27 protein-coding genes are annotated in these 25,386 nt (G+C 63.5%); 21 read left to right on the top strand and 6 right to left on the bottom strand.

Features of this window, described 5'->3' with window-relative positions:
• Positions 1–17 precede the first annotated feature (17 nt).
• Complete coding sequence (locus tag NLM33_RS24875) at positions 18–1,430, bottom strand: helix-turn-helix domain-containing protein (RefSeq protein WP_254099747.1); 1,413 nt, start codon at positions 1,428–1,430, stop codon at positions 18–20.
• A gap of 50 nt (positions 1,431–1,480) precedes the next feature.
• Positions 1,481–2,179 carry a helix-turn-helix transcriptional regulator gene (locus tag NLM33_RS24870; protein ID WP_254099745.1) on the bottom strand — a complete coding sequence of 233 codons (699 nt, stop codon included), beginning with the start codon at positions 2,177–2,179 and terminating at the stop codon, positions 1,481–1,483.
• Between the two features lie 491 nt (positions 2,180–2,670).
• On the opposite strand from NLM33_RS24870, the gene NLM33_RS24865 reads away from it, so the two are divergent.
• The 3 genes from NLM33_RS24865 (at position 2,671) to NLM33_RS24855 (ending at position 6,265) form a co-directional block, all read left to right on the top strand.
• Positions 2,671–3,621, top strand: a complete 951-nt coding sequence (locus NLM33_RS24865; protein WP_254099743.1) for an ArdC family protein — start codon at positions 2,671–2,673, stop codon at positions 3,619–3,621.
• Positions 3,618–3,989, top strand: a complete 372-nt coding sequence (locus tag NLM33_RS24860) for a DUF2958 domain-containing protein (protein ID WP_254099736.1) — start codon at positions 3,618–3,620, stop codon at positions 3,987–3,989. Before NLM33_RS24865 ends, NLM33_RS24860 begins: the two co-directional genes overlap by 4 nt.
• Positions 3,990–4,114: 125 nt before the next feature.
• Positions 4,115–6,265, top strand: coding sequence for a ParB/RepB/Spo0J family partition protein (locus NLM33_RS24855; protein ID WP_254099734.1), 2,151 nt, complete (start codon positions 4,115–4,117; stop codon positions 6,263–6,265).
• A gap of 40 nt (positions 6,266–6,305) precedes the next feature.
• Here NLM33_RS24855 and NLM33_RS24850 read toward each other — a convergent pair whose 3' ends face one another.
• Positions 6,306–6,659, bottom strand: coding sequence for a hypothetical protein (locus NLM33_RS24850; RefSeq protein WP_254099732.1), 354 nt, complete (start codon positions 6,657–6,659; stop codon positions 6,306–6,308).
• A gap of 309 nt (positions 6,660–6,968) precedes the next feature.
• On the opposite strand from NLM33_RS24850, the gene NLM33_RS24845 reads away from it, so the two are divergent.
• The 3 genes from NLM33_RS24845 to NLM33_RS24835 all read left to right on the top strand — a co-directional run bounded on the left by NLM33_RS24845 (position 6,969) and on the right by NLM33_RS24835 (position 13,622).
• The gene (locus tag NLM33_RS24845; RefSeq protein ID WP_254099730.1) at positions 6,969–11,300 is read left to right on the top strand and encodes a strawberry notch family protein; all 4,332 of its coding nucleotides are present in this window, start codon (positions 6,969–6,971) and stop codon (positions 11,298–11,300) included.
• Positions 11,300–12,361, top strand: a complete 1,062-nt coding sequence (locus tag NLM33_RS24840) for a toprim domain-containing protein (protein WP_254099728.1) — start codon at positions 11,300–11,302, stop codon at positions 12,359–12,361. The genes NLM33_RS24845 and NLM33_RS24840 overlap by 1 nt, the downstream gene beginning before the upstream one ends.
• A 325-nt stretch (positions 12,362–12,686) precedes the next feature.
• Complete coding sequence (locus NLM33_RS24835) at positions 12,687–13,622, top strand: DUF2493 domain-containing protein (protein ID WP_254099726.1); 936 nt, start codon at positions 12,687–12,689, stop codon at positions 13,620–13,622.
• A 45-nt stretch (positions 13,623–13,667) separates the two neighbouring features.
• On the opposite strand, the gene NLM33_RS24830 is transcribed toward NLM33_RS24835, so the two are convergent.
• Positions 13,668–14,372, bottom strand: a complete 705-nt coding sequence (locus NLM33_RS24830) for a hypothetical protein (RefSeq protein WP_254099724.1) — start codon at positions 14,370–14,372, stop codon at positions 13,668–13,670.
• 573 nt (positions 14,373–14,945) lie between these two features.
• On the opposite strand from NLM33_RS24830, the gene NLM33_RS24825 reads away from it, so the two are divergent.
• A complete protein-coding gene (locus NLM33_RS24825) occupies positions 14,946–15,299 on the top strand; it encodes an integration host factor subunit beta (RefSeq protein WP_254099722.1) in 354 nt (117 codons plus the stop codon).
• A 203-nt stretch (positions 15,300–15,502) separates the two neighbouring features.
• Positions 15,503–15,694: a hypothetical protein gene (locus NLM33_RS24820; protein WP_247355708.1), complete on the top strand. Its 192-nt coding sequence runs from the start codon at positions 15,503–15,505 to the stop codon at positions 15,692–15,694.
• A 165-nt stretch (positions 15,695–15,859) separates the two neighbouring features.
• Here the strand turns inward: NLM33_RS24820 and NLM33_RS24815 are convergent, their stop codons facing one another.
• A complete protein-coding gene (locus tag NLM33_RS24815) occupies positions 15,860–16,279 on the bottom strand; it encodes a hypothetical protein (RefSeq protein ID WP_254099720.1) in 420 nt (139 codons plus the stop codon).
• A gap of 408 nt (positions 16,280–16,687) precedes the next feature.
• Here NLM33_RS24815 and NLM33_RS24810 point away from each other — a divergent pair, with 408 nt between their 5' ends.
• Both NLM33_RS24810 and NLM33_RS24805 read left to right on the top strand, forming a co-directional pair.
• Positions 16,688–17,110, top strand: a complete 423-nt coding sequence (locus NLM33_RS24810; protein ID WP_254099718.1) for a hypothetical protein — start codon at positions 16,688–16,690, stop codon at positions 17,108–17,110.
• 604 nt (positions 17,111–17,714) lie between these two features.
• Positions 17,715–18,041 (top strand): DUF736 domain-containing protein, encoded by a 327-nt coding sequence (locus NLM33_RS24805; protein ID WP_254099716.1) that lies wholly within the window; start codon positions 17,715–17,717, stop codon positions 18,039–18,041.
• Positions 18,042–18,253: 212 nt separating this feature from the next.
• On the opposite strand, the gene NLM33_RS24800 is transcribed toward NLM33_RS24805, so the two are convergent.
• Entirely contained in the window at positions 18,254–18,496 is a 243-nt protein-coding gene (locus tag NLM33_RS24800) for a helix-turn-helix domain-containing protein (protein ID WP_247293522.1), read from the bottom strand.
• Between the two features lie 404 nt (positions 18,497–18,900).
• Here NLM33_RS24800 and NLM33_RS24795 point away from each other — a divergent pair, with 404 nt between their 5' ends.
• From NLM33_RS24795 to NLM33_RS24745, 11 genes are all read left to right on the top strand, one after another.
• Positions 18,901–19,164 carry a DUF2285 domain-containing protein gene (locus tag NLM33_RS24795; RefSeq protein WP_254105876.1) on the top strand — a complete coding sequence of 88 codons (264 nt, stop codon included), beginning with the start codon at positions 18,901–18,903 and terminating at the stop codon, positions 19,162–19,164.
• Between the two features lie 131 nt (positions 19,165–19,295).
• Complete coding sequence (locus tag NLM33_RS24790; protein ID WP_254099709.1) at positions 19,296–19,505, top strand: transcriptional regulator domain-containing protein; 210 nt, start codon at positions 19,296–19,298, stop codon at positions 19,503–19,505.
• A 61-nt stretch (positions 19,506–19,566) separates the two neighbouring features.
• The gene (locus NLM33_RS24785) at positions 19,567–20,082 is read left to right on the top strand and encodes a DUF2285 domain-containing protein (protein ID WP_254099707.1); all 516 of its coding nucleotides are present in this window, start codon (positions 19,567–19,569) and stop codon (positions 20,080–20,082) included.
• 209 nt (positions 20,083–20,291) lie between these two features.
• Positions 20,292–20,543 (top strand): AlpA family transcriptional regulator, encoded by a 252-nt coding sequence (locus NLM33_RS24780; RefSeq protein ID WP_247532350.1) that lies wholly within the window; start codon positions 20,292–20,294, stop codon positions 20,541–20,543.
• Positions 20,544–20,557: 14 nt separating this feature from the next.
• On the top strand, positions 20,558–21,673 hold the full coding sequence (locus tag NLM33_RS24775) for a replication initiator protein A (protein WP_254099705.1): 1,116 nt from the start codon (positions 20,558–20,560) through the stop codon (positions 21,671–21,673).
• On the top strand, positions 21,670–22,308 hold the full coding sequence (gene parA, locus NLM33_RS24770; protein ID WP_254099703.1) for a ParA family partition ATPase: 639 nt from the start codon (positions 21,670–21,672) through the stop codon (positions 22,306–22,308). Before NLM33_RS24775 ends, parA begins: the two co-directional genes overlap by 4 nt.
• The gene (locus NLM33_RS24765) at positions 22,305–22,559 is read left to right on the top strand and encodes a hypothetical protein (RefSeq protein WP_254099701.1); all 255 of its coding nucleotides are present in this window, start codon (positions 22,305–22,307) and stop codon (positions 22,557–22,559) included. Before parA ends, NLM33_RS24765 begins: the two co-directional genes overlap by 4 nt.
• Complete coding sequence (locus tag NLM33_RS24760) at positions 22,556–23,074, top strand: DUF2840 domain-containing protein (RefSeq protein ID WP_254099699.1); 519 nt, start codon at positions 22,556–22,558, stop codon at positions 23,072–23,074. The genes NLM33_RS24765 and NLM33_RS24760 overlap by 4 nt, the downstream gene beginning before the upstream one ends.
• Positions 23,071–23,616, top strand: a complete 546-nt coding sequence (locus NLM33_RS24755; protein WP_254099697.1) for a S26 family signal peptidase — start codon at positions 23,071–23,073, stop codon at positions 23,614–23,616. The genes NLM33_RS24760 and NLM33_RS24755 overlap by 4 nt, the downstream gene beginning before the upstream one ends.
• A gap of 34 nt (positions 23,617–23,650) precedes the next feature.
• Positions 23,651–23,986 (top strand): DUF736 domain-containing protein, encoded by a 336-nt coding sequence (locus NLM33_RS24750; RefSeq protein ID WP_254099695.1) that lies wholly within the window; start codon positions 23,651–23,653, stop codon positions 23,984–23,986.
• 4 nt (positions 23,987–23,990) lie between these two features.
• The gene (locus NLM33_RS24745; RefSeq protein WP_254099693.1) at positions 23,991–24,902 is read left to right on the top strand and encodes a lytic transglycosylase domain-containing protein; all 912 of its coding nucleotides are present in this window, start codon (positions 23,991–23,993) and stop codon (positions 24,900–24,902) included.
• Positions 24,903–25,386: the final 484 nt, after the last annotated feature.

Below are 25,386 nucleotides of genomic sequence, written 5' to 3'. Positions count from 1 at the left end.
CCTAACGTCCTCAGCTGTCACCTGTCGAATAAGCGCATCGTTGCGACCCGGAGCTTCGCAAACTCCTGTTCCACCAATTCGGGCGTGAACCAAGAATCGGGATCGAGCCAGCCGGCATTGGCAAACAAACCGAAGATCGGCAGCGCCACGCGACGAAGCGCCGCGAAATAGTCATCGCGCAGGTCGGACCAAGGCAGCGTTACTGTCTTGACGAAGCGATCATCAGTGACTTTGACCGGACTGACGACGCGCGTCGTATCCCACATCAGCATGCGCCCAGCCAGGCCTCGCCAGTCCATGCGCACGATGACCTGTTGTACGCCGGGAATCTCCTGGCCGAGCAGGCGCGCATGGGCCAGCAACGAATGCAGCTTCACCAGAATCTGCAATGGTGAGAGGTGGGGCGCGCCACCTTGCCTCGAGGTCGCGTAATCCTCGTGGTATGACTCCGCCGTGACGGCAATACCGCAGTCGTAAATTCGCCAGTAGTCGAAAGCGCCGGTCAGGACGCCCGTGTGCTCCAGACGCATGCCTTCCAGAAAGCCATGCTCCGTGCTGAGCAAGCTTCCCGTCCGGATCTGGGGCGCGCGTTCAGGTACCGTCAAAGGCAGGAAGGACGCCCATCCAGTGTACGCGTAACGATGCATCGCGATCGATACGCGGTCATTCACGCCGCGGACGTTCTCGATATCGATTGGCTCGCCGTCCGCGTTGACAAGCACGTAGCCCAGCAAGGAAAACTGCTGGCCGGCTGCGCGAATACGCGCCTGCTCCTTCGATTCGACCAGCCCGGCAAGCGCCTCCGTCTGCGCGGCAAAGTCCTGCGCGGCGGCCTCGACAGCAGCCAACAGGAGATCACGGCTGCGGGTGCTCGGCTGCGAGGGGTGCGCGATCGATTGCCGCAGAATCTTGCCGAGCAAATCCGAGCGCTGCGACAGGCAGCGTTCGAGCAATGTATTCCAATCATCCGCGTGCTTGATTTGCACACTCTCCGGACCTGCGGCTCGAATATAAATCTCGCCTTGCCGGACACCAACGCGCCGTCCCTTGTCGTCCTGAGGGCCGTCAGTCACCGCGATCACCGGCCGGATGCCATGAGATGGCACGATGACAACAGGGTAGAGTACGCCAGCGTGATCGGCTTGCTCGACCCGGACCTGAATGCGCGGATCAAGATAACGCTTCACGATTGCCGATATCGCATCCTGACTGAATAATGACGGATCCAGCGCCGTTGCGCCTTGAGGTTCGCGTGTCGTGTCGTCCACCCCGAAGATTAGGTAGCCGCCACCGTGGTTGGAGAGCGCCGCAATGTGGCGCGCGAGCTTTGCTCTGACCTCGGGCTGCGAGGTGTCCATCCAGGCCTTGTATTCGACCCCGAGGTCTTCGCTTTTTCCGGCGATCAGCTCTGACAGGTCGGAACCTGGCATCTATTTGCCTTCTGTTTGAGTGCCCCGCAGACGCGGGCGTCGTCAGATATCTATGAAAGCCGGCGTGGCACCATGATTTCCGTGACGCGGCGCTCCGACGGCACGACCGTGAGGTAGCCGATCGTGATCGGCACCGGGGTCTTGTCGGGCCAGAACGTACCGGCCATCTTCGTGCTCCGGATGCCCGAATAGACCGAGACCCCGAGCCCGTCCAGCGACTTCAGCATCGCGTCCATCTCTCTGTTATAGGCGAGCTTGTCGGAAAACGACGCCTCGGCGCCGATATCGCCAACGTCGCGGAGATAGTCGAAAAGCGTCGCGGCGATTTCTTTCGCTTCCGGCGGCAGCGAGTCGTCCGCATGCAGCAGAGTGGCTTCCGAGGCGTCGGCGAGACGGCCGAGAGCATCACCGTCGCCGACGAGCGTCACGGACAGGCGTACGTGATCGGGAAACTGCGCCTCTAGCCGCTCGCGATTCCCGGCCAGCAACTCGTCCAGCAGCCGGTGCACCGTGGCGATGAAGGCCGGGTCTTGGAAGATATCTTGGTTCTCGTAGCCGAGCCCTTTGGCCAGCGCCCGACGGGTCGTGATGCTGGCGGACTTCCCCGCCTCGACGCGTTGAATGGTGCGGACATCGAGCTCGGCAGAAGCCGCGACGGCCTCCTGCGACCAATTCGACGCTTCGCGAATGCATTTCACCCAGAAGCCGAGGGTCTTCGGGTCGAGCGCTGTCAGCGTTGCTGGGTCCATGGATGAGCCTTTCCGTTGGATGCTGACCAACCTGACATCGCCACTGCACTTTCGACACGACAGGATCCCGACAGTATGCCGTCACGCTGCCGCAAGTGCTCGTTCCCAAACTAGCCTTCCCAATCCCCTCCGCAAGCGAAACGCGTTGCACATCTTCCTCGAACGTTTTGAAAATCGGCCGGAGCGCCGTGCAGACAACGGACCGGTGGAGACTGCTACAACGACAAAAATATATGCCGTGTCAGGGGTTTGATCCTTATGGCGTCTTCCTTCGGATCGGGCTGTTGGCCGCGCTGAAGCCCTGCTTCGCAGGTCTTCACCCTTCGGGCTTCCATCCCTGACGCCGCGCGCTCGCGGAACCGGTCAGCGCCATTCGGCCAGCCTGTGCGCTATGAACGGCCGCGATAAGAGAGTGAGAGTGCCGGCAGGGTTGGCCGTGACGGGTTGGAAGTCGCGGGAGAGGCTCGCGTCGCCCGTCGCGGAGACTCGCTATGTCGAGACATGCTGTTCGAGCGCGCGCCAGCGAGAGTCGAGCAAACCTCTATGACGAAATCACCGACAAGATCATCGGCGAGCTGGAGGCCGGCCGCGTGCCATGGGTCCAGCCTTGGGGAACGGCTGCAGCGAAAGCGCCGCTCGCCATGCCGAAGAACGCCGCCACAGGCCGGCAATATTCGGGGATCAATGTGCTGATTCTCTGGGGCGCCGTAGTCGCCCATGGCTATCCTGGTCAGAGCTGGCTTACGTTTCGCCAGGCGCTCTCGCTCGGCGGCAACGTTCGAAAGGGTGAGCACGGCACGACCGTCGTCTATGCTGACCGCTTCGTGCCGGACGACGAGAAGAAGCGCGCGCGTGAGACCGGCGAAGAAGCCGCCACTATCCCGTTCCTGAAACGGTTCACCGTCTTCAATGCGGCGCAGTGCGACGGCCTGCCCAATGACGTGGCGATCGTCGCGCCGCCGCCTCCGCCGGGCCTGATCGAGCCCCGGGTCGAGGCGCTGATCCGGGCCACCGGCGTCGACTTTCGGATCGGCGGCAATCGCGCCTACTACGCGCCGGACGCCGACTTTGTCATGGTACCGCCGCCGCACGTTTATTTTGAGCCGATCAACTGGCATCGCACGGCTCTGCACGAACTTGGTCACGCCGCCGGCCATGCCTCGCGGCTTGGCCGCGATCTCACCGGCACCTTCGGCACCAAGAAATATGCGTTCGAAGAGTTGGTAGCTGAAATGAACGCGGCCTTCTGCTGCGCCTCACTCGGCATCGTGCCGACCGTCCGGCACGCCGATTACATCGGCTCCTGGCTAGACGTGATACGCGAGGACAATCGCGCCGTCGTCCGCGCCGCGTCGCAGGCTAGCAAGGCGGCCGATTGGATTCTCGGCTTTCTGCCGCCCGACGACCAGGCCCAATGCGTCATCGACAGGAGGGCGGCATGATCCTCCTGACCGCCGAACTGCGCGAGCGTTTGCTCGCCAATGGCCGTGAGCCCGACGTCGACCACGTTCCTGTGGTCAAGTTCTTCAACCCGCTCGGTGCGGGAGTCTGGCTTGCGACCGAGCTCGACGCTGACGGCGATACTCTCTTCGGTCTGATCGATCTCGGCGAAGCCGAACTGGGGTCGTTCAGCCTGGCAGAGATGACGGCGATCCGTCTGTCGCTCGGCATGGGAATCGAGCGCGACATTCTCTTCGATGGCATGGTCCCGATTTCGGTCTGGGTCGAGGCCGCACGGCGGACCGGCGGCATCCGGGAGGCGGAGCGGGTCCTCTATGGCGCGGCGCGGGCCAAGCGGAAGTGGGAGTGACGCGCCTCTCCATCGTTACCTTGTGATGGCGCCGAAAGAAGAGAGGCAGAGGGCTGCGCCGGTTTTCGCGGCGGGTTGGAGGTCGAGAGAGCGTCTCTCGGCTGCCCGCCGCGGAGACTACCCCGATGGCCACTGCCGTTCAGAAGATCACCCTGTCGTCCTCACGCGATATTCCTTTCAACAAGCTGGTACTCAGCCAATCGAACGTCCGCCGTGTGAAGGCCGGCGTCTCCATCGAGGAGCTGGCCGAGGACATCGCTCGGCGTACCTTGCTCCAAAGCCTCAACGTCCGGCCGGTCCTGAACGCCGAAGGTGCCGAGACCGGCATGTTCGAGATCCCAGCCGGCGGGCGTCGCTATCGCGCGCTTGAGCTGCTGGTGAAGCAGAAACGCCTGGCCAAGAGCGCGCCGGTGCCTTGCGTCGTGCGCGATCCCACGACGGAGATTCTCGCCGAGGACGACTCGCTCGCCGAGAACATCCAGCGCGCGCCGCTTCACCCGCTCGACCAATTCCGTGCCTTCCAGGCAATGCGCGAGAAAGGTCAGACCGAGGAAGACATCGCCGCTGCCTTCTTCACCTCCGTCAACGTGGTGAAGCAGCGCCTGCGCCTCGCCGCGGTCTCGCCCGAGTTGCTCGACGTCTATGCCGATGACGGCATGTCGCTCGAGCAGTTGATGGCCTTCACCGTCACCACTGATCATGGCCGCCAGTTGCAGGTCTGGCAGGCTATCTCCGGCTCTTGGCAGAAAGAGCCGTATCAGATCCGCCGCATGCTGACAGAGAAGACGGTGCGCGCTTCCGACCGGCGCGCCGTGTTTGTCGGCCTCAAGGCCTACGAGGCGGCCGGCGGCGTGGTGCTGCGCGACCTTTTCCAGTCCGACGACGGCGGTTGGTTGGAGGAAGTCGCTCTGCTCGATAGCCTGGTCGCCGAGAAGTTGAAGGCAGAGGCGGAAACGATCGCTGCCGAAGGCTGGAAGTGGATCGAGGTCGCCGCGACCGATTTCCCCTATGGCCACACCCGGGGCTTGCGCGAGCTGGACGGCGTGTCCGCTGATCTCACGGACGAAGAGCAGACAACCATCGAGGCGCTCACCACCGAATATGCCAGGCTTGAAGCCGAGTATGACAGCGTGGACGAACTGCCCGACGAGGTTGATCAGCGACTTGGCGAGATCGAGACGGCTATCGCCGCCTTCGACGATCGACCCGTCACTTACCCGCCGGCCGATGTTGCTCGCGCGGGCGCGTTCGTCGGCATCGACGCCGAAGGCAGGCTGTCGGTCGATCGAGGCTATGTGCGGCCGGAGGACGAAGTGCGTGTGGTCGAGCCGGGGCAGGGCGACGACGGCGAATCAGCCGCCTCGGTTGATCCAGACGGCGCGGAGCGCTCGGTGCCGGTCGTCCAGCGCGCCGTCATCACCGTCGGGGGCCAGGTCGTGGAGCCCGAGGACGACGATGATGATGCGATCAAACCGCTGCCCGACCGTCTGCTGACCGAACTCACGGCGGAGCGCACGCTGGCGCTGCGTAACAAGTTGGCGACCATGCCTTCGGTCGCCTTCCAGGCGGTGCTGCACAAGTTCTGCCTCGATGTCTTTTCCCGCTATTTCTCCTATGGGACGGCGATGGAGATCTCCGTGCGCAGCGCCAGCTTCCCGGTGCGGGCGGAGGGGCTGAAGAACACGCCGGCGGCTAAAGCGATCGACGCGCGCCACAAGACCTGGGAGGAGCGGATGCCGAAGGACAAGGCGGACCTCTGGGATTGGCTCACCGGCCTGACCGGCGACGAGCAGGCGGCACTCTTTGCACACTGCGCCTCGTTCGGCGTCAACGCGCTGTACGAGAAGGGCGACCGTTACGGCGGCGGCGTCACGCCGCACACCGTCGAGCAGCGCATCAGGGAGGCTGATCGCATCGCCAAAGCCGTCGATCTCGACATGGCGGAAGACGGTTGGCGTCCGACCGTCGAGAACTATCTCGGCCGGGTGCCGAAGCGCCGCATCGTGGAAGCGGTGCGGGAAGGCGCCGGCGAGCGGGCCGCCCAGCTCATCGACCATCTGAAGAAGGGCGACATGGCCAAGGAGGCCGAACGCCTCCTGGCCGAGACCGGCTGGCTGCCCGAGCCTCTGAGAATGGCCGACGCCGACCACGCGGCGACCGTCCACACCACGGAGCCCGAGCGCGATGACGCGGCGCTGCCGGAATTCCTCGCGGGCGACGACGAGGAAGCTCCGACCGACGAACCGGACGAGCCGCACATGATCGCTGCCGAGTAGAAAGATAGGCTGGGGCGACGAATGTCGCCCCAGCCTATTCTTATGCGCTGCGGGCCACCCGCGGCTGCACCCGCAGGCCATCGATCCAGATCGCGATCCTGCCGGCGGCGACGAGACCTGACGTCTCCGCCACGAACCGCCGTACCGCCCGCGTGCTGCTTACCTGGAAGCGATGTCGATAGCCCTGGGCTACGGCGCGATCGGTAAAGCCTTTCAAGGCAGCACGCCCTGCCGCTTCCTGGATCTCAAACTGAACCGTCCACCGCGTGCGTCGCGGCCGAACATCGTCGAGCACTTCGACGCTGATGCGGTGCTTACTGCCGCTGCGAACGGTTACGGGTTCGATCTTCTTGCTGGGAAATTTTAGAATCTGAGCCATCAAATCGTCCTTCATTGTACGAAGCGGTTCGATGGTCTTGTCGGGGCTCGTGAACCGCATGCCGAGACCCGCCCCGCGCAAAAGCACGGGGGCAGGTCAGCGGCAGCCTGTTGACCAGGCCATTCAGCTCTTGAGGCTCGCGCCACAAGCGGTTCTTGCCGCGCAATGCGCAGCGACCCTGACACAGCACAGGTAGTGGCCCGCCCAGAACGTTTCAAGGCATCGGGCGGAGAGTGAGAGGCAGGCCGGGACGGGTTTGAGCCGGTGCGGTCGAGAGAGAGCGCGGCCGGCTCGTCCGCTCCCGCTCTCCTTAAGGATCCCCTCATGACCGATCTTTCCCCGATCGCGGCCAACCCGGCCGCGCCGATCTCGCCTGTCCGCGCTCGCGAGGGCGCCAGGGCCTTCATCGCTGCGGCGGAGCAACTCCTCCCGCATCTTGAGAAGGGCCGGCGCATCGACGCCGCGATCCTGCGCGCCGCCATGGAAACCGCCTTCGGTGCATCCGATGCGACGGGCGCCTGGGATTGGAAGATGGCCTATGACGCCTGTGAGGCTGCCACTGTCCTGTTCTTGCGCAAGTACGGAAGGGCGCTGTTCCGCAAAGCCGATTCTCCGGCTTCACTGCTTTCCGCATTGACGAAAGTCGCCGGCCTTCTCCCAACCCACACGCGCCGCTCGGCCGAAAGCGAGACTTTCCAGCAATTCTCGACGCCGATCCCGCTGGGCCTGGCTGCGCTGACCGCGGCCGCCATCACGCCGGCGGATCGCGTGCTGGAGCCGTCCGCAGGTACTGGGCTGCTCGCTATCCTGGCGGAGATCGCCGGCGGCAGCCTCGTGCTGAACGAGCTGGCCGAGACCCGGGCTATGTTGCTCTCTTCTCTCTTTCCGGCCGTCCCTGTCACGCGCTTCGACGCGGCCCAAATCGACGATCACCTGGATCCTGCGATCGTCCCGAGCATCGTACTGATGAACCCGCCGTTCTCGGCGATGGCGAATGTGTCCGGTCGCATGGCCGACACTGCGTACCGTCACATCGCCTCCGCCCTGGCGCGTCTCGCCGATGGTGGCCGGCTGGTAGCGATCACCGGCGCAAACTTCTCACCCGAAGCCTCAGCCTGGCGCGACGCCTTCGTCCGATTGCAGGAACGCGGCCGCGTGGTGTTCACCGCTGCGATCAACGGCGCGGTCTATGCCAAGCACGGCACCACGATCGGGACGCGCCTGACCGTCATCGACAAGGCGCCGGCAGACGACCGCCACACATTCCCGGACTCGCCGGGGATCGCGCCCGACATTGCGACGCTTCTCCGCTGGATCGGCGAGCGCGTGCCGGCGCGCCTGACCGTCGGATCGAACAGCGCACTTCCCGCGTCGGTCTCGCCGGCACCTCGCACCGTGCGCGGCTATCTCGCACGGTCTGCTGCACGTTCGGCTGAGGCGTCGGTCGCTGATCCCGAAGCCGTCGACCTCGTCTATGAGACGATCGACTGGACGCCGCCCGAGGGCGCGCGTCTCAGCGACGCCATTTACGAGGAATACCAGCTCCAATCGATCCGGCTCCCAGGCGCGCAGGCGCACCCGACCAAGCTGGTGCAGTCGGCCGCGATGGCCTCGGTCGCGCCGCCGAAGCCGAGCTATCGGCCACGCCTACCTGCGAACCTCGTCAGTGACGGCATCCTGTCCGACGCCCAGCTCGAGACGCTGATCTATGCCGGCGAGGCGCATGGCGACTATCTGGCGGGCGCACGGACAGTTGACGAAACCTTCGATCTCGTCACGGCCGCGCGCGACGACGCGCCGAACGCCATTCGTTTCCGTCGCGGTTTCATGCTCGGCGATGGCACCGGCGCCGGCAAGGGTCGCCAGTCCGCCGGCATCATCCTCGACAACTGGCTGAAGGGCCGGCGCAAGGCGGTCTGGATCTCGAAGTCCGACAAGTTGCTCGAGGACGCCCAGCGCGACTGGTCGGCGCTCGGCATGGAGCGTCTGCTCGTCACACCGCTCTCGCGCTTCGCGCAAGGGCGCCCGATCTTTCTCTCCGAAGGTATCCTATTTTTAACCTACGCTACGCTGCGGTCCGACGACCGCGGCGAGAAGCTTTCCCGCGTCCGGCAAATCGTTGAATGGTTGGGCTCCGACTTCGATGGAGTCATCATTTTCGACGAGAGCCATGCCATGCAGAATGCTGGCGGCGGGAAGGGCGAGCGGCGAGATGTAGCGCCCTCGCAGCAGGGCCGTGCGGGCCTGCGCCTGCAGCACGCGCTGCCGAACGCCCGGATCGTCTATGTCTCGGCAACCGGCGCGACCACCGTCCACAATCTTGCCTATGCCCAGCGGCTCGGCTTGTGGGGCGGCGAGGAATTTCCGTTCGCCACTCGCGCGGAGTTCGTGCAGGCGATCGAGGACGGTGGCGTCGCGGCAATGGAGGTTCTGGCGCGCGACCTGCGTGCGCTCGGTCTCTACAGCGCCCGCTCGCTCTCTTATGACGGTGTCGAGTATGAACTGGTCGAGCACCAACTCACCGACGAGCAGCGCCGGATCTATGACGCCTATGCTGGCGCATTCAGCGTCATCCACAATCACCTCGAGGCGGCGATGCAGGCCGCCAACATCACCGGCGAGACCGGCACGCTGAACCGCCAGGCCAAGTCGGCCGCCCGCTCGGCCTTCGAGAGCGCAAAACAGCGCTTCTTCGGCCATCTGCTCACCAGCATGAAGACGCCGACCCTGGTCCGCTCCATCGAGCGGGACCTGGCCCACGGCCATGCCGCGGTCATCCAGATCGTCTCGACTGGCGAGGCGCTCATGGAACGACGGCTAGCCGAGATTCCGACCGAAGAATGGAACGACGTCCGCGTCGACATCACGCCGCGCGAATACGTGCTTGATTACCTCGCCCATTCCTTCCCGGTGCAGCTCTACGAGCCCTTCACCGATAGCGAGGGCAATCTCTCGTCCCGCCCCGTCTTCCGCGACGGCCAGCCGGTCGAGAGCCGCGAGGCCGTCGCCCACCGGGGCGAGCTGATCGAACGGCTCGCTTCGCTTCCGCCTGTTCCCGGGGCGCTCGACCAGATCGTGCAGCGTTTCGGCACGGACCTTGTGGCGGAAGTCACGGGGCGTTCGCGGCGCGTGGTGCGCAGGGGTGACCGCCTCGCCGTCGAGAACCGGGCCGCTTCCGCCAATCTCGCAGAAACCGCCGCCTTCATGGATGACGCAAAGCGCGTGCTCGTCTTCTCGGACGCCGGCGGTACCGGGCGCAGCTATCACGCCGAGCTGTCGGCACAGAATCGCAGACTTCGGGTCCACTATTTGCTCGAACCCGGCTGGAAGGCCGACGCCGCGATCCAGGGCCTCGGTCGGACGAATCGCACCAACCAGGCACAGCCACCGCTCTTCCGGCCGATCGCCACCGACGTGAAGGCGGAGAAGCGCTTCCTCTCGACCATTGCCCGCCGCCTCGACACGCTGGGGGCGATCACGCGCGGCCAGCGCCAGACCGGCGGCCAGGGCCTGTTCCGGCCCGAGGACAATCTGGAAAGCCACTACGCCCGAGATGCGCTGCGCCAGCTGTATCTGCTACTTGTACGCGGCAAGGTCGAAGGCTGCTCGCTCCAGATGTTCGAGGACGCCACTGGCCTCAAGCTGACGGATGAGAGCGGCATCAAGGACGAATTGCCGCCGATCACCACGTTCCTCAATCGCTTGCTGGCGCTCACCATCAACTTGCAGGGCGTCCTGTTCACGGCGTTTGAGCAGTTGCTGAACACCAAGGTCGAGGGCGCGATCGCCGGCGGGGTCTACGACGTCGGGCTCGAAACGCTCCAGGCCGAGAGCTTCGTCGTCACTGACCGGCGCACGATCTACACGCATCCCGCCACCGGCGCGGAGACGCGTCTCCTCACCATCACCGAGCGCCGGCGCAATCGCCCGTTAACGCTGGATCAAGTGCTCGATTATCTGGCCGATGCTCGGGCTGTGCTACTCGTCAACGAACGCTCGGGCCGCGCCGCGGTGCAGATCCCTGCGCCGAGCTTCATGCTCGATGACGGCGAGATCGAAACTCGCGTGCGGCTGATCCGGCCGATGGAGCACCATTATGCTTCCCAGAAAATGATGGACGAGAGCCACTGGCAGGCGGCCGCGCGCGAGGCGTTCGCCGCCGCATGGACCGGCGAAGTCACTGATGTGCCGGAGTTCGCCGAGAGCACGCGCCACATCGTCGCCGGCCTATTGCTGCCGATCTGGAAGCGGCTCCCGAACGATTCGACGCGGGTCTATCGGCTTCAGACCGACGAGGGCGAGCGCATCATCGGCCGCAGGGTCTCGCCAGCCTGGGCGGCGAACGCCTCGATGATCGGGACCACGGCCCTCACACGGGAGGCGGCGTTCGCGGCCCTGATGGAAGGGAGGACGGTCCTTGACCTCGGAGAGGATCTACAGCTCCGCCGCGTGCGCGTGATGGGCGCCCACCGGATCGAGCTGTCCGGCTTCACCGACACGATGCGCGACCGGCTGCGCGCCTACGGCCTCTTCAGCGAGATCATCTCGTGGAAGCTGCGCATGTTCGTTCCCACAGATGCGACCGGTGTTGCCGTGTTGGCGAAGGTGATCGACCATTATCCGGTCGAGCGCGTCGGCGAGCGGGAGGCCGCCTGATGGCCCGCTACGACGCTTCCGAATTGGCCCGCCGTCTTGCGCGTGACGCCGAGGCAGTGTGCCGACATTATCTCTCCGCAGGACGGCGACAAGGCGGCTACTGGCTTGTCGGCGATGTGCGCAACACCCCCGGCCGCTCGATGTTCGTGCGGCTCAAGGAGTCCGCGAAAGGACCCGCTGGCAAATGGACTGACGCCGCCACCTCCGAGCATGGTGATTTGCTCGACGTGATCCGAGAAAGCTGCGGACTGGTCGACTTCAAGGACGTCGCCAACGAAGCGCGCTCCTTCCTCAGTTTGCCGCGTCCCGACCCTGAGCCCAAGGTGAATCGCGTCCGGCCGCCGAAATCGACCGTACCCGCGGGATCGCCGGATGCGGCAAGACGGCTTTTCGCGATGTCGGAACCGATCGAGGGTACCCTCGTAGAAGCGTATCTCCGTAGTCGCGGCATTACGGCTTTGCACGGAACCGGAAGCCTGCGCTTCCATCCACGTTGCTATTATCGGCCGGACGAGCACTCCCCGACCGAGATATGGCCGGCGATGATCGCCGCCGTCACGGACCTCTCGGGCCGCGTGACTGGCGCGCATCGTAGCTGGCTCGATCCGGGCGGCTTCAGCGAAGCCAATCTCGGCAAGGCGCCGATCGACACGCCGCGACGGGCGATGGGCGATTTGCTCGGACATGCGGTTCGCTTCGGTGTGGCGGGCGAGGTGATGGCGGCCGGTGAGGGCATCGAGACGATGCTGTCGCTTCGGTGCGTTCTGCCCACCATGCCAATGGTGGCGGCGCTCTCGGCAGCGCACCTGTCCTCCATCCTGTTCCCGGACACGCTCCGCCGGCTCTACATCGCGCGTGACGATGATCCCGCTGGTGATGGCGCCATGGCGACCTTGATCGACCGGACGCAGGCGGCCGGTATCGAGGCGATCGTGATCTCGCCACGGCTTGGCGACTTCAATGAAGATCTCCGCCTGCTCGGGATCGACAGCCTTCGCACTATCAGTCGGACACAGATCGCGGCGCAGGACGTTGCACGCTTCATGGAGCTGGCGGCATAGCCGGAACGGGATGAGGGGCGACGCAGCCGCTTCTCACTCCGAGGCCGATGGGCCTGCTTCCCTCGGCGCCGGAAGGGACCGCACCCACGGCCTTCTGAGAGGGCGATCGGGCGGCAAGCGGCCCGGACCGGCAACCTCGGGGGCCGACTATTTTCCGTCGGCGGCAAAGCCGCCTTTACATCGCGAGGCAAAATAGTCGCCCCCCTTCGGTCCTCCGCTCCGCTTCGGCCCTTCGCTGCGCTACGGGTGCAAGTCCGGTCCGCCCGCCGCTTTCGTCGCCATGAAGGCCGCGATGGGCGCGGCCAATCCGACGAGGATAGCCGTAATGATCACCGACCATGACGACGATTTCGAGCCGCAGCAAAACTCATCCGCGACCGACCAAGTCCTCCAGGAACTCCAGCTCTACGGCCACCGGCCCTTCCACGATGAGCCCGATCCCCGGCCGCTTCCCGAAGCACAAATCCTCGCTGGCAGCATCTCCGACATCTTCGACGCCCTCGTGGTGGCGCTGTCCGACACCCGCCTCGAACCCGACCTCGAAAACCTGCTCTGGTCGACGGTGAACGTCTTCCATCGTGCCATCGACAAGATCGAGCGCGAGCTCGACGATAACGAGCTGGCCCAGCAGCGGTCGCAGCGGGAGCAGGACGGGAGCGAGATCAAATCCGTCGAGCTGGAGCGCCTGACAGCAGAGGGCCAAACGCTGATTGAGCGACGCAACGCCTTCGAGCTGATGCGCGACCAGGCCGCCGAGTACTTCGAGCGCTATACCCATTCAGCGTGGCGTCCGCGGAACGGATCGAAGGTCAATCACCGTCATCTCACGGCAGCGATGATCGACAGCCGCGACTTCCTGGCCGCGAAGAAGCGCGCCGACAACCAGGTGCTTATGCCCGCAGGGCCAAAGGTGGCACTCACCGGCGGCCTCGACTTCAACGATCACCGGCTGATCTGGAACAAGCTCGACCAGGTCCACGCCAAGCATCCGGACATGGTTCTGCTTCACGGCGGATCGCCCAAGGGCGCGGAATTGATCGCCGCCAAATGGGCCGACAACCGCAAAGTCCCGCAGATCGCCTTCAAGCCAGACTGGACGAAGCATAACAAGGCCGCGCCGTTCAAGCGCAACGATGCGATGCTCGACGTGCTGCCGATCGGCGTGATGCACTTCCCGGGCACCGGGATCCAGGACAACCTCGCCGACAAGGCCAAGAAGCTCGGCATTCCGGTCTGGCGGTTTGGAACACGCGGCGCTTAGGCGCCGCCATCTTCCGCCTTCAATCCTCCGGATAGACAGAAGAATTCAAGGGCGCTGGCGCCAGAACTGAGTGCTGTAATTGTTCAGGTCGCGGGTATGAGTATCGACCGTGGCCTGGAATGTTTCCGGGATCGTGTCTCCGTCACCACCGTCTCTAAAGTAGTCCCTCACCGAGTAGAGCGCTCCTCTCATCAGGTGCTCCCACGTTTGATACAACTTGGTCTGTCGATCCTGCTCCTGTTTGGCAGCGCTCGGCTTCCGCTTGGGGACGGGGATCGTATAGTCGGGACGTAGATCCACGTCATGGATGAAGGTTATGCTGCCGAGCGTCCACTCGTCATCAACGGTCCGGCGCCACCGATAGCTCACTCTGACACTTAGGCGTTTGTCGAAGTGATAAGGCGGCATGATCTGGTCATCGACGTAGAAGAGCTGCCCTTCCTTTTGTTCCGTTTCCATTCGGCGCTTCATAGCGTCGACCGCGAAGGATAGGTCATGACCCGCGCGTCGGAGGGCGTCTGCTGTTCTTGCGCGCTTTCCTGGTGCCTTAGCCTGGCGTTGTTCCGTCAACGCCTGTTCGAAGTAGTGGAGCTTTCTTGCAATGTAGGGTCCGCAGCTCGTGAGACGGAGACGATGCAGATCACCCAATTGCTCCTTGCCGACCGCTTGGTCGATAAGCCTGTCCAGCTCGTTGGTATCGACCGCCGCGAGAGCATCTTGCTGATCGCGGGGGATATTGATCTCTCCCATACCGGTATCCTCGTTTTGCCTGTTGGGCTCGAATGATCGTGACCACCTCGGTGCCGCAGAGGCTGACCGGAAGTCAGGGACCGTCAAGAATCGCAATTCCTCGATAAGACAATATCAGGACAATTCTTGTAGATCGTGGGCGTTCTTCTTTACGGCGGTGATCGTCAATGCCTGTGCGTTGCCCTGCGGGCCGCGCTTTCGGCTGCGCCGGAACCACGGCGTTGCCGTGTTTCCGCCATTCGGCTTCAATCGCTAACGCGGCAAGGCGGCGGATTGCCCATATCCGCGATTGGACCCATTCAGTCCGAAACGCCGGTAACGGCGATCCGTGCAGCGCGCGCATAGAAGGCCAACTCGGTATCGCTCCCGGTCAGCCTTTCGAGTTGAAGCGGTTGCAGGCGACCGGCAGGTACGAATGCTAGCGCTACCGGGCGATGACAAACTTCAAATGCTTGACATCTTCAGCCGGCTTGCGCTCGGCAGGTTCTGGTTGTCATGACGCCTGCTGCGGCTTGACAGGCGCTAGCGCTTTCGAGAAATGGTCACCCACAAATTCTGTGGACGCCAGTGCCAATGATCAGGTCCGAACTCGTCGAGCGTATCGCCGGCCGAAATCCGCGCCTTTATCAGCGGGACGTCGAGAACATTGTAGATGCAATCTTGGGCGAGGTCGTCGCTGCGCTCGCGCGCGGCGACCGGGTTGAGCTTCGCGGATTCGGAGTGTTTTCTGCCACGCAACGGCGGGCGCGCATCAGCAGAAATCCGCGAACGGGCGCGCTCGTGCGAGTCGACGAGAAGCGCCTTCCGCGCTTCAAGGCCAGCAAGGAAATGCACCAGCGACTGAACAGTGACGCGGGACCGAAAGGCGACAACTTTGCCGTCCAAGACAGTCCAAGAGCGTCTGGGCAGTCTAACAGGCCAGGCTGAGTCCGGTGTGGTGAAGAAGCAACGTTAATTTTGTTTTCGCAAACGTAACTGCCATTGACGCTCCACAAATCTCAATGAACGAGGCACTCTGAGGTCGGCGCCGGGGCTGGACTACATTGCGTCTTAATGAATTATTTCCCGGGGAGCCGCGGATCTCATCTGCGGTTCCATTTTGTTTCGTGAATGTCTTTGAGAAGATGTCGATGGCCATCCAGGATTTAAGTGACGCGAGCGTCCTTAAACTCTACGAAAATATTCGGCAGCAAGTTGCGGCCGATCTGCGCCTAGGCAGCAAACATCGTCTGTTGGGCGAGACTGCGAAACGAGAAGCGCTGCGCCTTGAGGAAGAACTGAAGCGCCGTCGAGTTCCGTACACCCCCATCAGTTGGGGCTGACGCTCGATCCAAATGAAGCCGGCGCGAGCCGCCACGACGCGTGATCAATCTGATGAGGATTGAATCCGTCCTTACCTAACCCTATTTGACAGGAATATTCGGCACTCGGCCAGGTATCAAACGCAGCCCAGATTCTCTTTCACTCAGCGCTCGCGTGCCTGGATTTCATCGCCTACGCCGCGCAATCTCGTCAGCGACTGCGCTCGTGGCGCGCACCAGCCGCTCATGCAGAGTCTCGAACATGTCGAGAATCTCATCATTAGGTTCATTCCTGCCTTCTTCGATAGCCTCGGCAACCAGTTCGTCTAGCGGCGTCCCCTTCAATTGACCCTTATCGAGAAGGTGTTCAAACAGACCGTCGCTATCGGGCTGCGGCTGGATGCGGCCGTCGGAGTCGCACCAAACGCCGAATGTCTGGTGCCTCATAACGGCTTGCTCAACCATCTCCGCCTCCAGTGGGATCAGCGTACCCCACGCCTCGTCCTCCTCATCGACGAATCCTGCCACGTACATCTGTTGCTCATCAGCGTCCTCATCGCGAGGGCGGAAGAACGGCGTGAGGACGATGTGAGGGGATTCTGCCATAACAATCTCTCCAGGGGGCAAGCACCAGTTGCATTGGTACATGGCAGCATCAGGGCCTGTGCCGACACGCCGGATCATCCAAAAGCTGCAAACTGTGCGAGCGGCTGTCGGCGCCCCATTAACAATTTGTTCTCTCAACCATCGATTTTGCAGGTAAATTATTCTGGCGTGCGACCTGATCGAATTGGTCAACTTCTGTCGTCTCCCGTGGTCGTGGTTATGCCCACCTGTTCATGAGCACGAATTCGACCCTTCCAGCGATGAAGGAACCGAGCATCGCGGAGGCCTGGTACGAGTCCCACGGGATTTCCGCTCGCGATCACAGGTGTCTCCGCTATACTCGTGCGCGCGCCGTGGTGGTGGTGGAAGGCGCGACCGTCAGACCTCTATCTCACGGAGCCCTCCGCCATGATCATCGTTGGACCGCTGCTCGTCATCACCGGCATTGGCTTCCTTTGCTGGCTGCTGTTCACCCTTGCTGTCTTTGCCCTCCCGTTTTTCGTTGGCCTCACGACCGGCATCTGGGCCTTTCATACCGGTGCCGGTGTGCTCGGCTGCATTGCCGTGGGTCTCGGCGCGGCCGGCGCGACCTTCGGCATCGGCCAGCTTGCGCTCGCCTATGTGCCGTGGACCTGGCTTCGAATGCTGATCGTCGTTCTCTACGTCGCGCCCGCCACTGTCGCCGGTTACAGCGCCACGCATGGAATCGCGCTAATCGCGATGCCTGCACCGATCTGGCAGACGATATTTGCTGTCGTGGGAGCCATTGCCGCCAGCATCGCGGCGTTCGTCCGCATCACTGGAAAGACCGCACCCGGACCTGCCGGTTAATGGTAGCGGACTGTAGCTTCACATTGAGGGCGGGACTGGATCAAATATCCGGAACGCATGCGGCCCTCGTCGCCGAGTTGAATGAGGTCGATCTGGCTGACGAAGCTCGAGCGATCGTCGCAAGGGCCAGCTTCGTCATGTCATCATGGAGGCATGGACCAAGCGGTGTCGTCTGAAGGATATGGCCAACAACAAACGTGAACGGGCCGTCCCGCCGAGGTGCGATCACGAGCGCCAAATCCGTCCGTTGCTGACAGGAGAGGGGGCCTGCCACCATCGAACTCACTCGCCGGACTCTCGGTGCTGTCGAAATCGCCGGGTTCTCCCTGATTGCCAGCTCTGTCAGGCCGAGGCGCACCGAACGGCCTCTTTGATGGATTGATCTGGCCGAAGGCCGGCTGAAGCCTCGATCGCCTAAGGCGCAACAGCGGCGTCGCAACTTTCTTCCCCTGCCGGCTGCGCCGTCATTCCTCGCGCGAGACAAGAAAGTTCCTCCTTTGCTGTCGAGCCCCTGCGGGGTGCGCCGTCGATCGCCTCCGGCCTGTCGATCACCATCGAGGCCGCAAGGTGCGGGCTCGGAAAACAGAGATCAAGGAGAACTTCCATGGCGACCATCGGCACCTTCAAGAAGACCGGCAACAACGAGTTCACCGGCGAAATCGTGACCCTCTCGCTCCAGGCCAAGAACGTCCGGATTGTCCCCGAGACCAACCGCTCCGGTGAGAACAGCCCCAGCCACCGCGTCTATGTTGGCCGGGTTGAGATCGGCGCCGCCTGGGCCAAGCGCTCCAACGAGGGCCGCGACTATCTCGGCCTCAAGCTCGACGATCCGAGCTTCACTGCTCCGATCTTCGCCAATCTCTTCGACGACGAGGAGGGCGATGGCCACAGCCTGATCTGGTCCCGCCCCAACGGTCGGCGCAGCGACTGAGACGCGTACAATGCCCCGCCCGGTTGGTCCGGGCGGGGCATCACCCTCCCCGAGGAGTGCCGCGCGGGCTTTCAATGAACGGCGACGGAGTAGTTGGGGACGGCGGAATAGATCCTGGTCAGCGGCGGCGGGCTCGTCACGGTTTGATTGGCCGCGTTTCGTTGGCCTTCAATGCGCTCGACGATGTTCGGCCAGCTCAATTTCTCAAGTCGTCAAGTGGCCCGCTTTCCGCGTAGCGTGCCGCGCGCTTTCTTCTGCAAGAGATCCGCTGCTTCGACTCCTAACTCACGGGCAAGTCGATCGAGCACGTCGATGCTGGCCGCATACCGGCAGCGCTCGAGTGAACTGATGTAACCGCGATCGATCTCGGCGCGATGGGCAAGCTCCTCCTGAGACAGGCCTGCGGCCTGCCGGTGCTTTCTCAAATTGCGCGCCAGAATCTCCCGTATCTCCATGGTAGATGAGAGAGGTCTATTGAAGAGTATTTCACCACGGAGTATTCTCTACAATCGGGCAGACCCCAATGATCGAAGCTGTCGATGTGCCTCAAAGCCCGAACCGGATGCATGATGAACGGTTGGCGATCAGCGCGGGGGTCCGACGGTACGGACTCCGTACCGCCGAGGGCGTCAGCAGGATGCCGAACCGGGTTGCGATTTCGTGCCGGGCGTGTTCAGCGGGCGCCGATTCACGATTTAGAGAGCGCCGGTGCCTTACGAGCCATCGTTCGCCACCTGCGGGCACACCGTGATGCGGCCTATGCATCACGGTCTGGGTCGCGCGACATTTCGCGTGTTGCAAAGTTCCCGCCGTCAAATGAATGTCCGGCATTGCTTTGATGCTGGGGGAGATGATTGCAATGAACGTACCACCATTTCAGGATCGCCCGCCACAAACCGATCGCGTGAACGCCTACGACGAGAAACATCTTGCAATCTACGTTCGGTTGCTAATGGCCGAAGAAGAGGGCGCCGATTGGCGTGAGGTCGTTGAAGCGCTCTTCGGTCTTGATCCCGCGCGAGAACCCGATCGTGCCAAAATCGTCCATGACAGCCATCTGGCCCGCGCGCGATGGATGACGGACGCCGGATATCAGCATTTGTTGGAACCACCGATGCAGTGAGCTGCTCCTGTCACGCAAGTTGCGATCACGCGTGATGCAACTTCGAGGTCTAGCTTGCCGACCCCTCTTTTCTGATCGTGCCGTGGCCTTCGCTGGGGAGCGCGGAACGTGAAGAAGCAAGAGGACACACCATGCCCACACAGTATTGGCGCTCGCCGGAGACGATTGAACGCCTAAATCGTCTCGAACGCCCGGGCTTCGCCCTCGAGTTCCTTCGCCGCAACGCTGACTACCGCCGCGACTTCGCCCGTACACAGCGCCAGATCACACGCGAGGGTGCTGATCCCGAGACTGTCCGTTCCGAGCTCGCACGTCGTTGGAGGTTACGGTGTCGCCCATGACCCCGCCTCTCCCGTTGGACTTGAACCCACCCTATGGCTGCCCCAGGTATCGCCGGGAACTGTGATCCTGGAGCCGGCGCCTTCCGGCTTCGAAACCACCACACCCGTCGATCGTAACGTCCTTGGGCAGCCGCTCATCGAGCGGACCGATGCCGACGGACGCGAGCTGGTGATCGCAGACGGATCAGGCGAGCTTCACTTGCGCCTGCAAGACGAGCAGGCCGCGCGACGTCCTGCCGTGCTCGTGCCGCTCGATAGCATGGGCGAACTGCGGCTCGAGGTCGCGCTAAACTTCGTTCGTCGTCTTGGGGACCAGCGTATCGGTCTTCTGCCGGCGGCTCTGCGGTTGACGTCGTTTCAGAAGCGGCGATTGATTCAGCTCCTTCACGCCTTCGACGTCCACGACCTAGGTGGTGGCCCGCGCGACGTGGCTGCGAAGGTGCTGGCCTCCGATCACGCCCAGCGTCGTTCGGTCGAGTGGAAGGATTCGCATGCTCGCCGTAAGGCGAACCGCCTCATTCACGAGTCGATAGCCTTGGTCGAGCGAGGTTATCTAAAACTCCTGCGCGGTTTCTGACGCGCGCGTCAATCTTCTACGTAATCCGCTGCAATCACACCGATCGCGCCGCGCCCGCTGGCAATGCCTCAGCTCGCCTTGTCGCGAACGTAGGGGGACACGCACCGGCAAATATTTTCGTCCACCCCCAACGCCTGAACTCTCCGCCACTCTGGCCCCGACATGCCGCGACTTGGCCGCGGCGCTTCGAGGCAAGACGGAGATATCCCATGCTCGACCGGACCGCGCAGCTTACCACGCGCTACGTGCGCACCCCCGAGGCCGCGCGCCTCCTTGGCCTCTCGCCGCGTACGCTGGAGAAATACCGCTGCCATGGCAACGGCCCGACCTTCCGCAAGCTCGGCGGCCGCGTCGTCTACGCCATCGGCGATCTCGAAGCCTGGGCAGATCAGGCCGCCTGCACGTCAACGTCGGACCCTCGCTACGTCGAGGCCCGCGCCGCCGGCAATGCGCATCGCTAAGGCAACGCTCGCCCATGTCGTCGCGCCGCCTCATTGTGCCCAGCGAGCGAAGCAAGCTCGACCCGTTCGTTGTCGCCACGAGCGACGCCAGCCCGCGCGATCAGCGCGACCTGATGGAGCGGCCATTCTTCTCGCTTGCCAAGGCCAAGCGCACGAAGCCCATTCTCTACCAGGCCGGCGACGTCCGCGTCGAAGTCTATGCGGTTCCCGAGCATGGCATGGCGTCGATTTGGGACGCCGACGTGCTGATTTGGGCGGCCAGCCAGATCGTCGAGGCTGAAAACCTTGGTCTGAAGACCTCGCGCTTTCTGCGCTTCACGCCATACCAGCTTCTGACCGCAATCCGCCGGCAAACCGGGGCGCGCGACTACAAGCTGCTCAAGGGGGCACTGGCCCGCCTCCAGGCGACCGTCATCCGCACCAGCATCCGGCAGGGCGAACATTGGCGGCGTCACCAATTCTCCTGGATCAACGAATGGGAGGAATGCGCGAGGGCCGACGGTCGCGTCGAAGGCATGGAGTTCGTCCTCCCCGACTGGTTTTATCGTGGCGTCATCGATCGCTCCCTCGTTCTCACGATCGACCCGGCGTACTTCAGCCTGACCGGCGGGATCGAGCGCTGGCTGTACCGCGTCGCGCGCAAGCATGCCGGCCGCCAACCGATGGGTTGGCTGTTCGAGGTCGCGCATCTTCACGAGAAATCCGGCAGCCTCGCCAAGCTCGCTGACTTCGCCTTTGATCTCCGCCGGATCGCTGCCCGTCAACCGCTGCCGGGCTACCGCCTGAGCATCGAGCGCACCGATCGCAACGAGCTACTGCGTATCCTGCCAGGTAAGTCATCCACAGCCCCTGTGGATGGTGCTGTGAATCAGCTCGGGACTTCGGGCGTGCGCGCTATCGGGACTTCGGGCGTGCCGGTATCGGGATTTCGGGAGTGCAAACCACAGCTAACGCTTTGGCAAGACGCGACGATCCCGGGCCGTAACTTAGAGTCTAACTTAGAATCTAACTGTTGTAGTGGGCCGGTGCGTGTTGCGGATAACACCGCCGCGAGCGATGAGCCGCCAACCACGCACTCAAGCGAACAATCCCTGCCTCCTCCCGACCACAAGCCGGGAGGCAAGCGATGATTGTCGCGGTGCTCAACCAGAAGGGCGGTGTCGGCAAGACCACGCTCGCCCTGCACCTCGCAGGCGAATGGGCGCTGCGCGGAAAGCGCGTGACGCTGATCGATGCCGACCCGCAGGGCTCAGCACTCGACTGGTCGCAGCAACGGGCGCGGGAGAACGTCGCGCGGCTGTTCGGCGTCGTTGGTCTTGCGCGCGACACGCTCCATCGCGAGGCGCCGGAGATCGCGCGCGCTGCCGATCACGTCGTCATTGACGGGCCACCGCGCGTCGCCGGACTGATGCGCTCGGCACTGCTGGCGGCCGACCTCGTGCTGATCCCCGTGCAGCCCTCGCCGTTCGACGGCTGGGCGTCCGCCGAGATGCTGGATCTGCTGCGCGAGGCCCGTATCTATCGTCCGCAGCTCGCCGCCCGCTTTGTGCTCAATCGCTGCGGCGCACGCACGATGATCGCCCGCGAGACGGCGGAAACACTCGCCGAGCATGATCCGCCGGTGCTCGCGAGCACCATCGGTCAGCGCGTCGTCTTCGCCGATGCCGCCCAGTCCGGCCGGCTCGTCTTCGAATTTGCCGATGAGAGCCCCGCTGCCCGCGAGATCGTCGCGCTCGCCTCTGAAGTTGCGAGGTTCGCGCCATGAGCGAGCGTTCCACCAAACGCGGCTTCGCGTCCAGGCCGGGCGATGCCGAAAGCTGGATCAAGGCCAGCGATACGTCGCCGCGCCGCACGGATGATGCAGACGCGTTCACCGCGCGTCTGACCATCGACGTCACGCCCGCGCTACGCGGTCGCATCAAGGTCGCCGCATTCCAGCGCGGTGTCACCGTCGCCGACATGCTGCGCGAGCTGCTGGCGCGCGAGTTCCCCACCGATACCGGAGAGCCGTCATGAACGACAATGAGGCCTTGCCGCCACGTGCCGTGCCGTCCTCGCATCGGCGCAGGGTTGCGCTCACGCATGTCGAACTGACCTGGATCGAGAAGCGAATCGAGCACTGGCTGCGCTTCGGCCGTCGCACTGAAGAGAAGATTCTCGACCGTCGCCGCAGCGTCTCAAGCTTTGCGCCCGACAGCATTTTCGGCTTCGTCCGCTGGGCCTCCAACGACTATGGCACCGTGGTCTCGCGCATGGACATCGTTCGTGCCGTGGAGAATGGCCAGCGCTATCAGACGCTGCCTTTCGTGCGTCCCGGCGGCGAGATCCTGCTGCGCGTCGATAGCTGGCCGAAGGTCGAGCGCGTGTTGCAGGCGGTCGATGCCATTGAGGCACTCGCCATCGATCCGGCCGACGCCGCCCCCGAATACTGGCGGCATCTCCACAACCGCCTCGCCGCCGGCCATGTGCCACGCGCCTACACGCGCGAGCAGCATGTCGCCTGGCTCAAGCGCCGGAGTGTCACGCCATGACCCGCTTCGGCTACCTCATGATGACATACATCATAATGCTCGCCGGCTGCGGCGCAGTGTTCGTTCATCCCGCGCCGCGATTGATCTGGAACGCCACAGCAAGCACGCCGACGGGGCTCTATGCGCTACATCCCATCGGTGAACTGCACGCGCTCGACCTAGTCGTGGTGCGGCTCCCAGAGGCGATCGCGAACTTCCTTGCCGAGGGCGGCTTCCTGCCAAAGGGCGTGCCGCTGCTGAAGCATGTGATGGCGCTGCCCGGACAGACCGTGTGCCGGTCCGGCGACACCGTCACCGTCGATGCTGTCGATGTCGGCGCCGCGCAGGATCGCGATCATCTCGGCCGTCCGCTGCCGCGTTGGAGCGGTTGCACCACGCTTGAGCCGGGCGAGGTCTTCCTCATGAACCCGACCGTCCCGGACAGCCTGGACGGACGCTATTTCGGCTCGCTGCCAGCGAGCTCGATCATCGCGCGCGCCGTCCCGCTTTGGACGGATGAGGCCGGCGACGGCCGTTTCGTCTGGCGTGCCGCCACCCATTGACCCGCTTCACAACCCAGCAAGCAAGGAGGTTTCCATGACGCAAATCGGCCAGTTCACCCGCGAGAAATCCGGATTCACCGGGCGCATTGAAACGCTGTTCTTCGAGCGAATTCTCACCCTCGTCCCGGCCGAATCCTCAGATGCCGAAAACGCGCCGGACTACCGAATCCGCCTCGGCGATGGCGAAGGTCCGGAGATCGGCGCTGGCTGGAAGCGCACCGGCGAAAAGGCGGGCGAGTACGTTTCGCTGGTCATCGACGATCCCACGCTATCGCGCCCGATCCGCGCCAATCTCTTCCAGTCGAGCGACGACAAATCGATCTGGACGCTGAACTGGAATCGTCAGCCCAAGCGCGCCGAGCGGGACTGATCGCATGCAGGATCCCGTCGCGTGTGCTGGCTGCAAGGCGCATCAGAGCTCGATCTCCTTGTTCGTGTCGTCTCCTCGCCTGATCCCCCTCAAGCATCAGTCGGCGGTCGCGCGCGGCCGTCAACGGCGACCGCGGGTTGGCGCACGGAGCACGCCTTCGACGGGCACGAGCACTGCGGCTTGCTCAAGCTACGGCGGAGACCTAGCAGGCTTTGCCATTATCCTGCTTGCCGGCCTGTTGGTGATGGGTGGGTCAACGGTGGCGGCGCAGGCGGCACCAATCCAACGTCAGCAGGTGAGCGAGCGCTATGCCACTCTTGTGGCGGAAGCCGCGCAGCGCTTCGGCATTCCGGTGGACTGGATCCGCGCAGTTATGAGGATCGAAAGCGGTGGCGATCGGCGCGCTGTGTCACCCAAAGGCGCGCTCGGCTTGATGCAACTCATGCCCAAGACCTGGACGGAGATGCGCGTGCGCTACGGCCTCGGACACGATCCCTTCGATCCGCACGACAACATCTTTGCGGGCGCCGCTTTCCTTCGCGAACTGCACGACCGCTACGGCTCGCCGGGATTCCTTGCGGCCTACAATGCTGGTCCCGGCCGCTATGAAGATTACCGCGACCGACATCGTCCGCTGCCCGCCGAGACCGTCGCCTACGTTGCTGCCATCGTCCCTTTTGTCGATGTGGAGAGCACGCCAGGACCTCTCCTCGTCGTGGCCTCTTCGCGTTCATCCTGGACGCGGGCTCCGCTGTTTTTCACCCGCGCTGACGGACTGTCTTCCACGACACGAGCGGCATCTGATCGACCGGCGACCGACAAGCCGGCTGCGGTTCCCGTGCACGATCTCTCGGCCATTGCACCGCAGTCGAATGGCCTATTCGTCGCACTCTCGACAACGGGAGGATCGCGATGACTGCACGTTGTCATCAGCATGAACACAAGGATCGACGCTCGCCCGTCTGCGTCCTTGCTGCGGAGGTCTGGCTATTGGTCGCGCGATGGCAGCTTACCACCGCCATCGGCCGCGAAGCGGAGGGGTGCGATAATAACGTGCTGATAGTATATGGGCGATGCCTTCGGCCCGCGCTCTACTCGTCGCTTCGCTCCTCACCGAGCCACCCTATGGGTGTCTCGGCCCTACGGGTAACGATCGCTATCGCAAGCGCTCGCAAACAGTGGAGGCTTCGCAAGTCAACCGCCAGGTCGCGGCGGCTCGTTCGCAATGAATCGGCCGCCAGCCGACGTGTTTTGTCGCAAATCGCCGCGAGTGCCGAAAGTCTGTTGGCTTGGAAGTTGAGCCCTGGGAACCAGCGACCGGAACGATGGCGAGATAAAAGGCCGCAATGTGCGGCTCGGTCGGTCGGTTGTTCTTGCTTTCTTTTTTTGCTGATCCGGCA

The sequence above is a fragment of the Bradyrhizobium sp. CCGUVB1N3 genome, from assembly GCF_024199925.1.
Taxonomy (GTDB): Bacteria; Pseudomonadota; Alphaproteobacteria; order Rhizobiales; family Xanthobacteraceae; genus Bradyrhizobium.
This window is presented reverse-complemented; position numbering and strand designations above follow the sequence as displayed.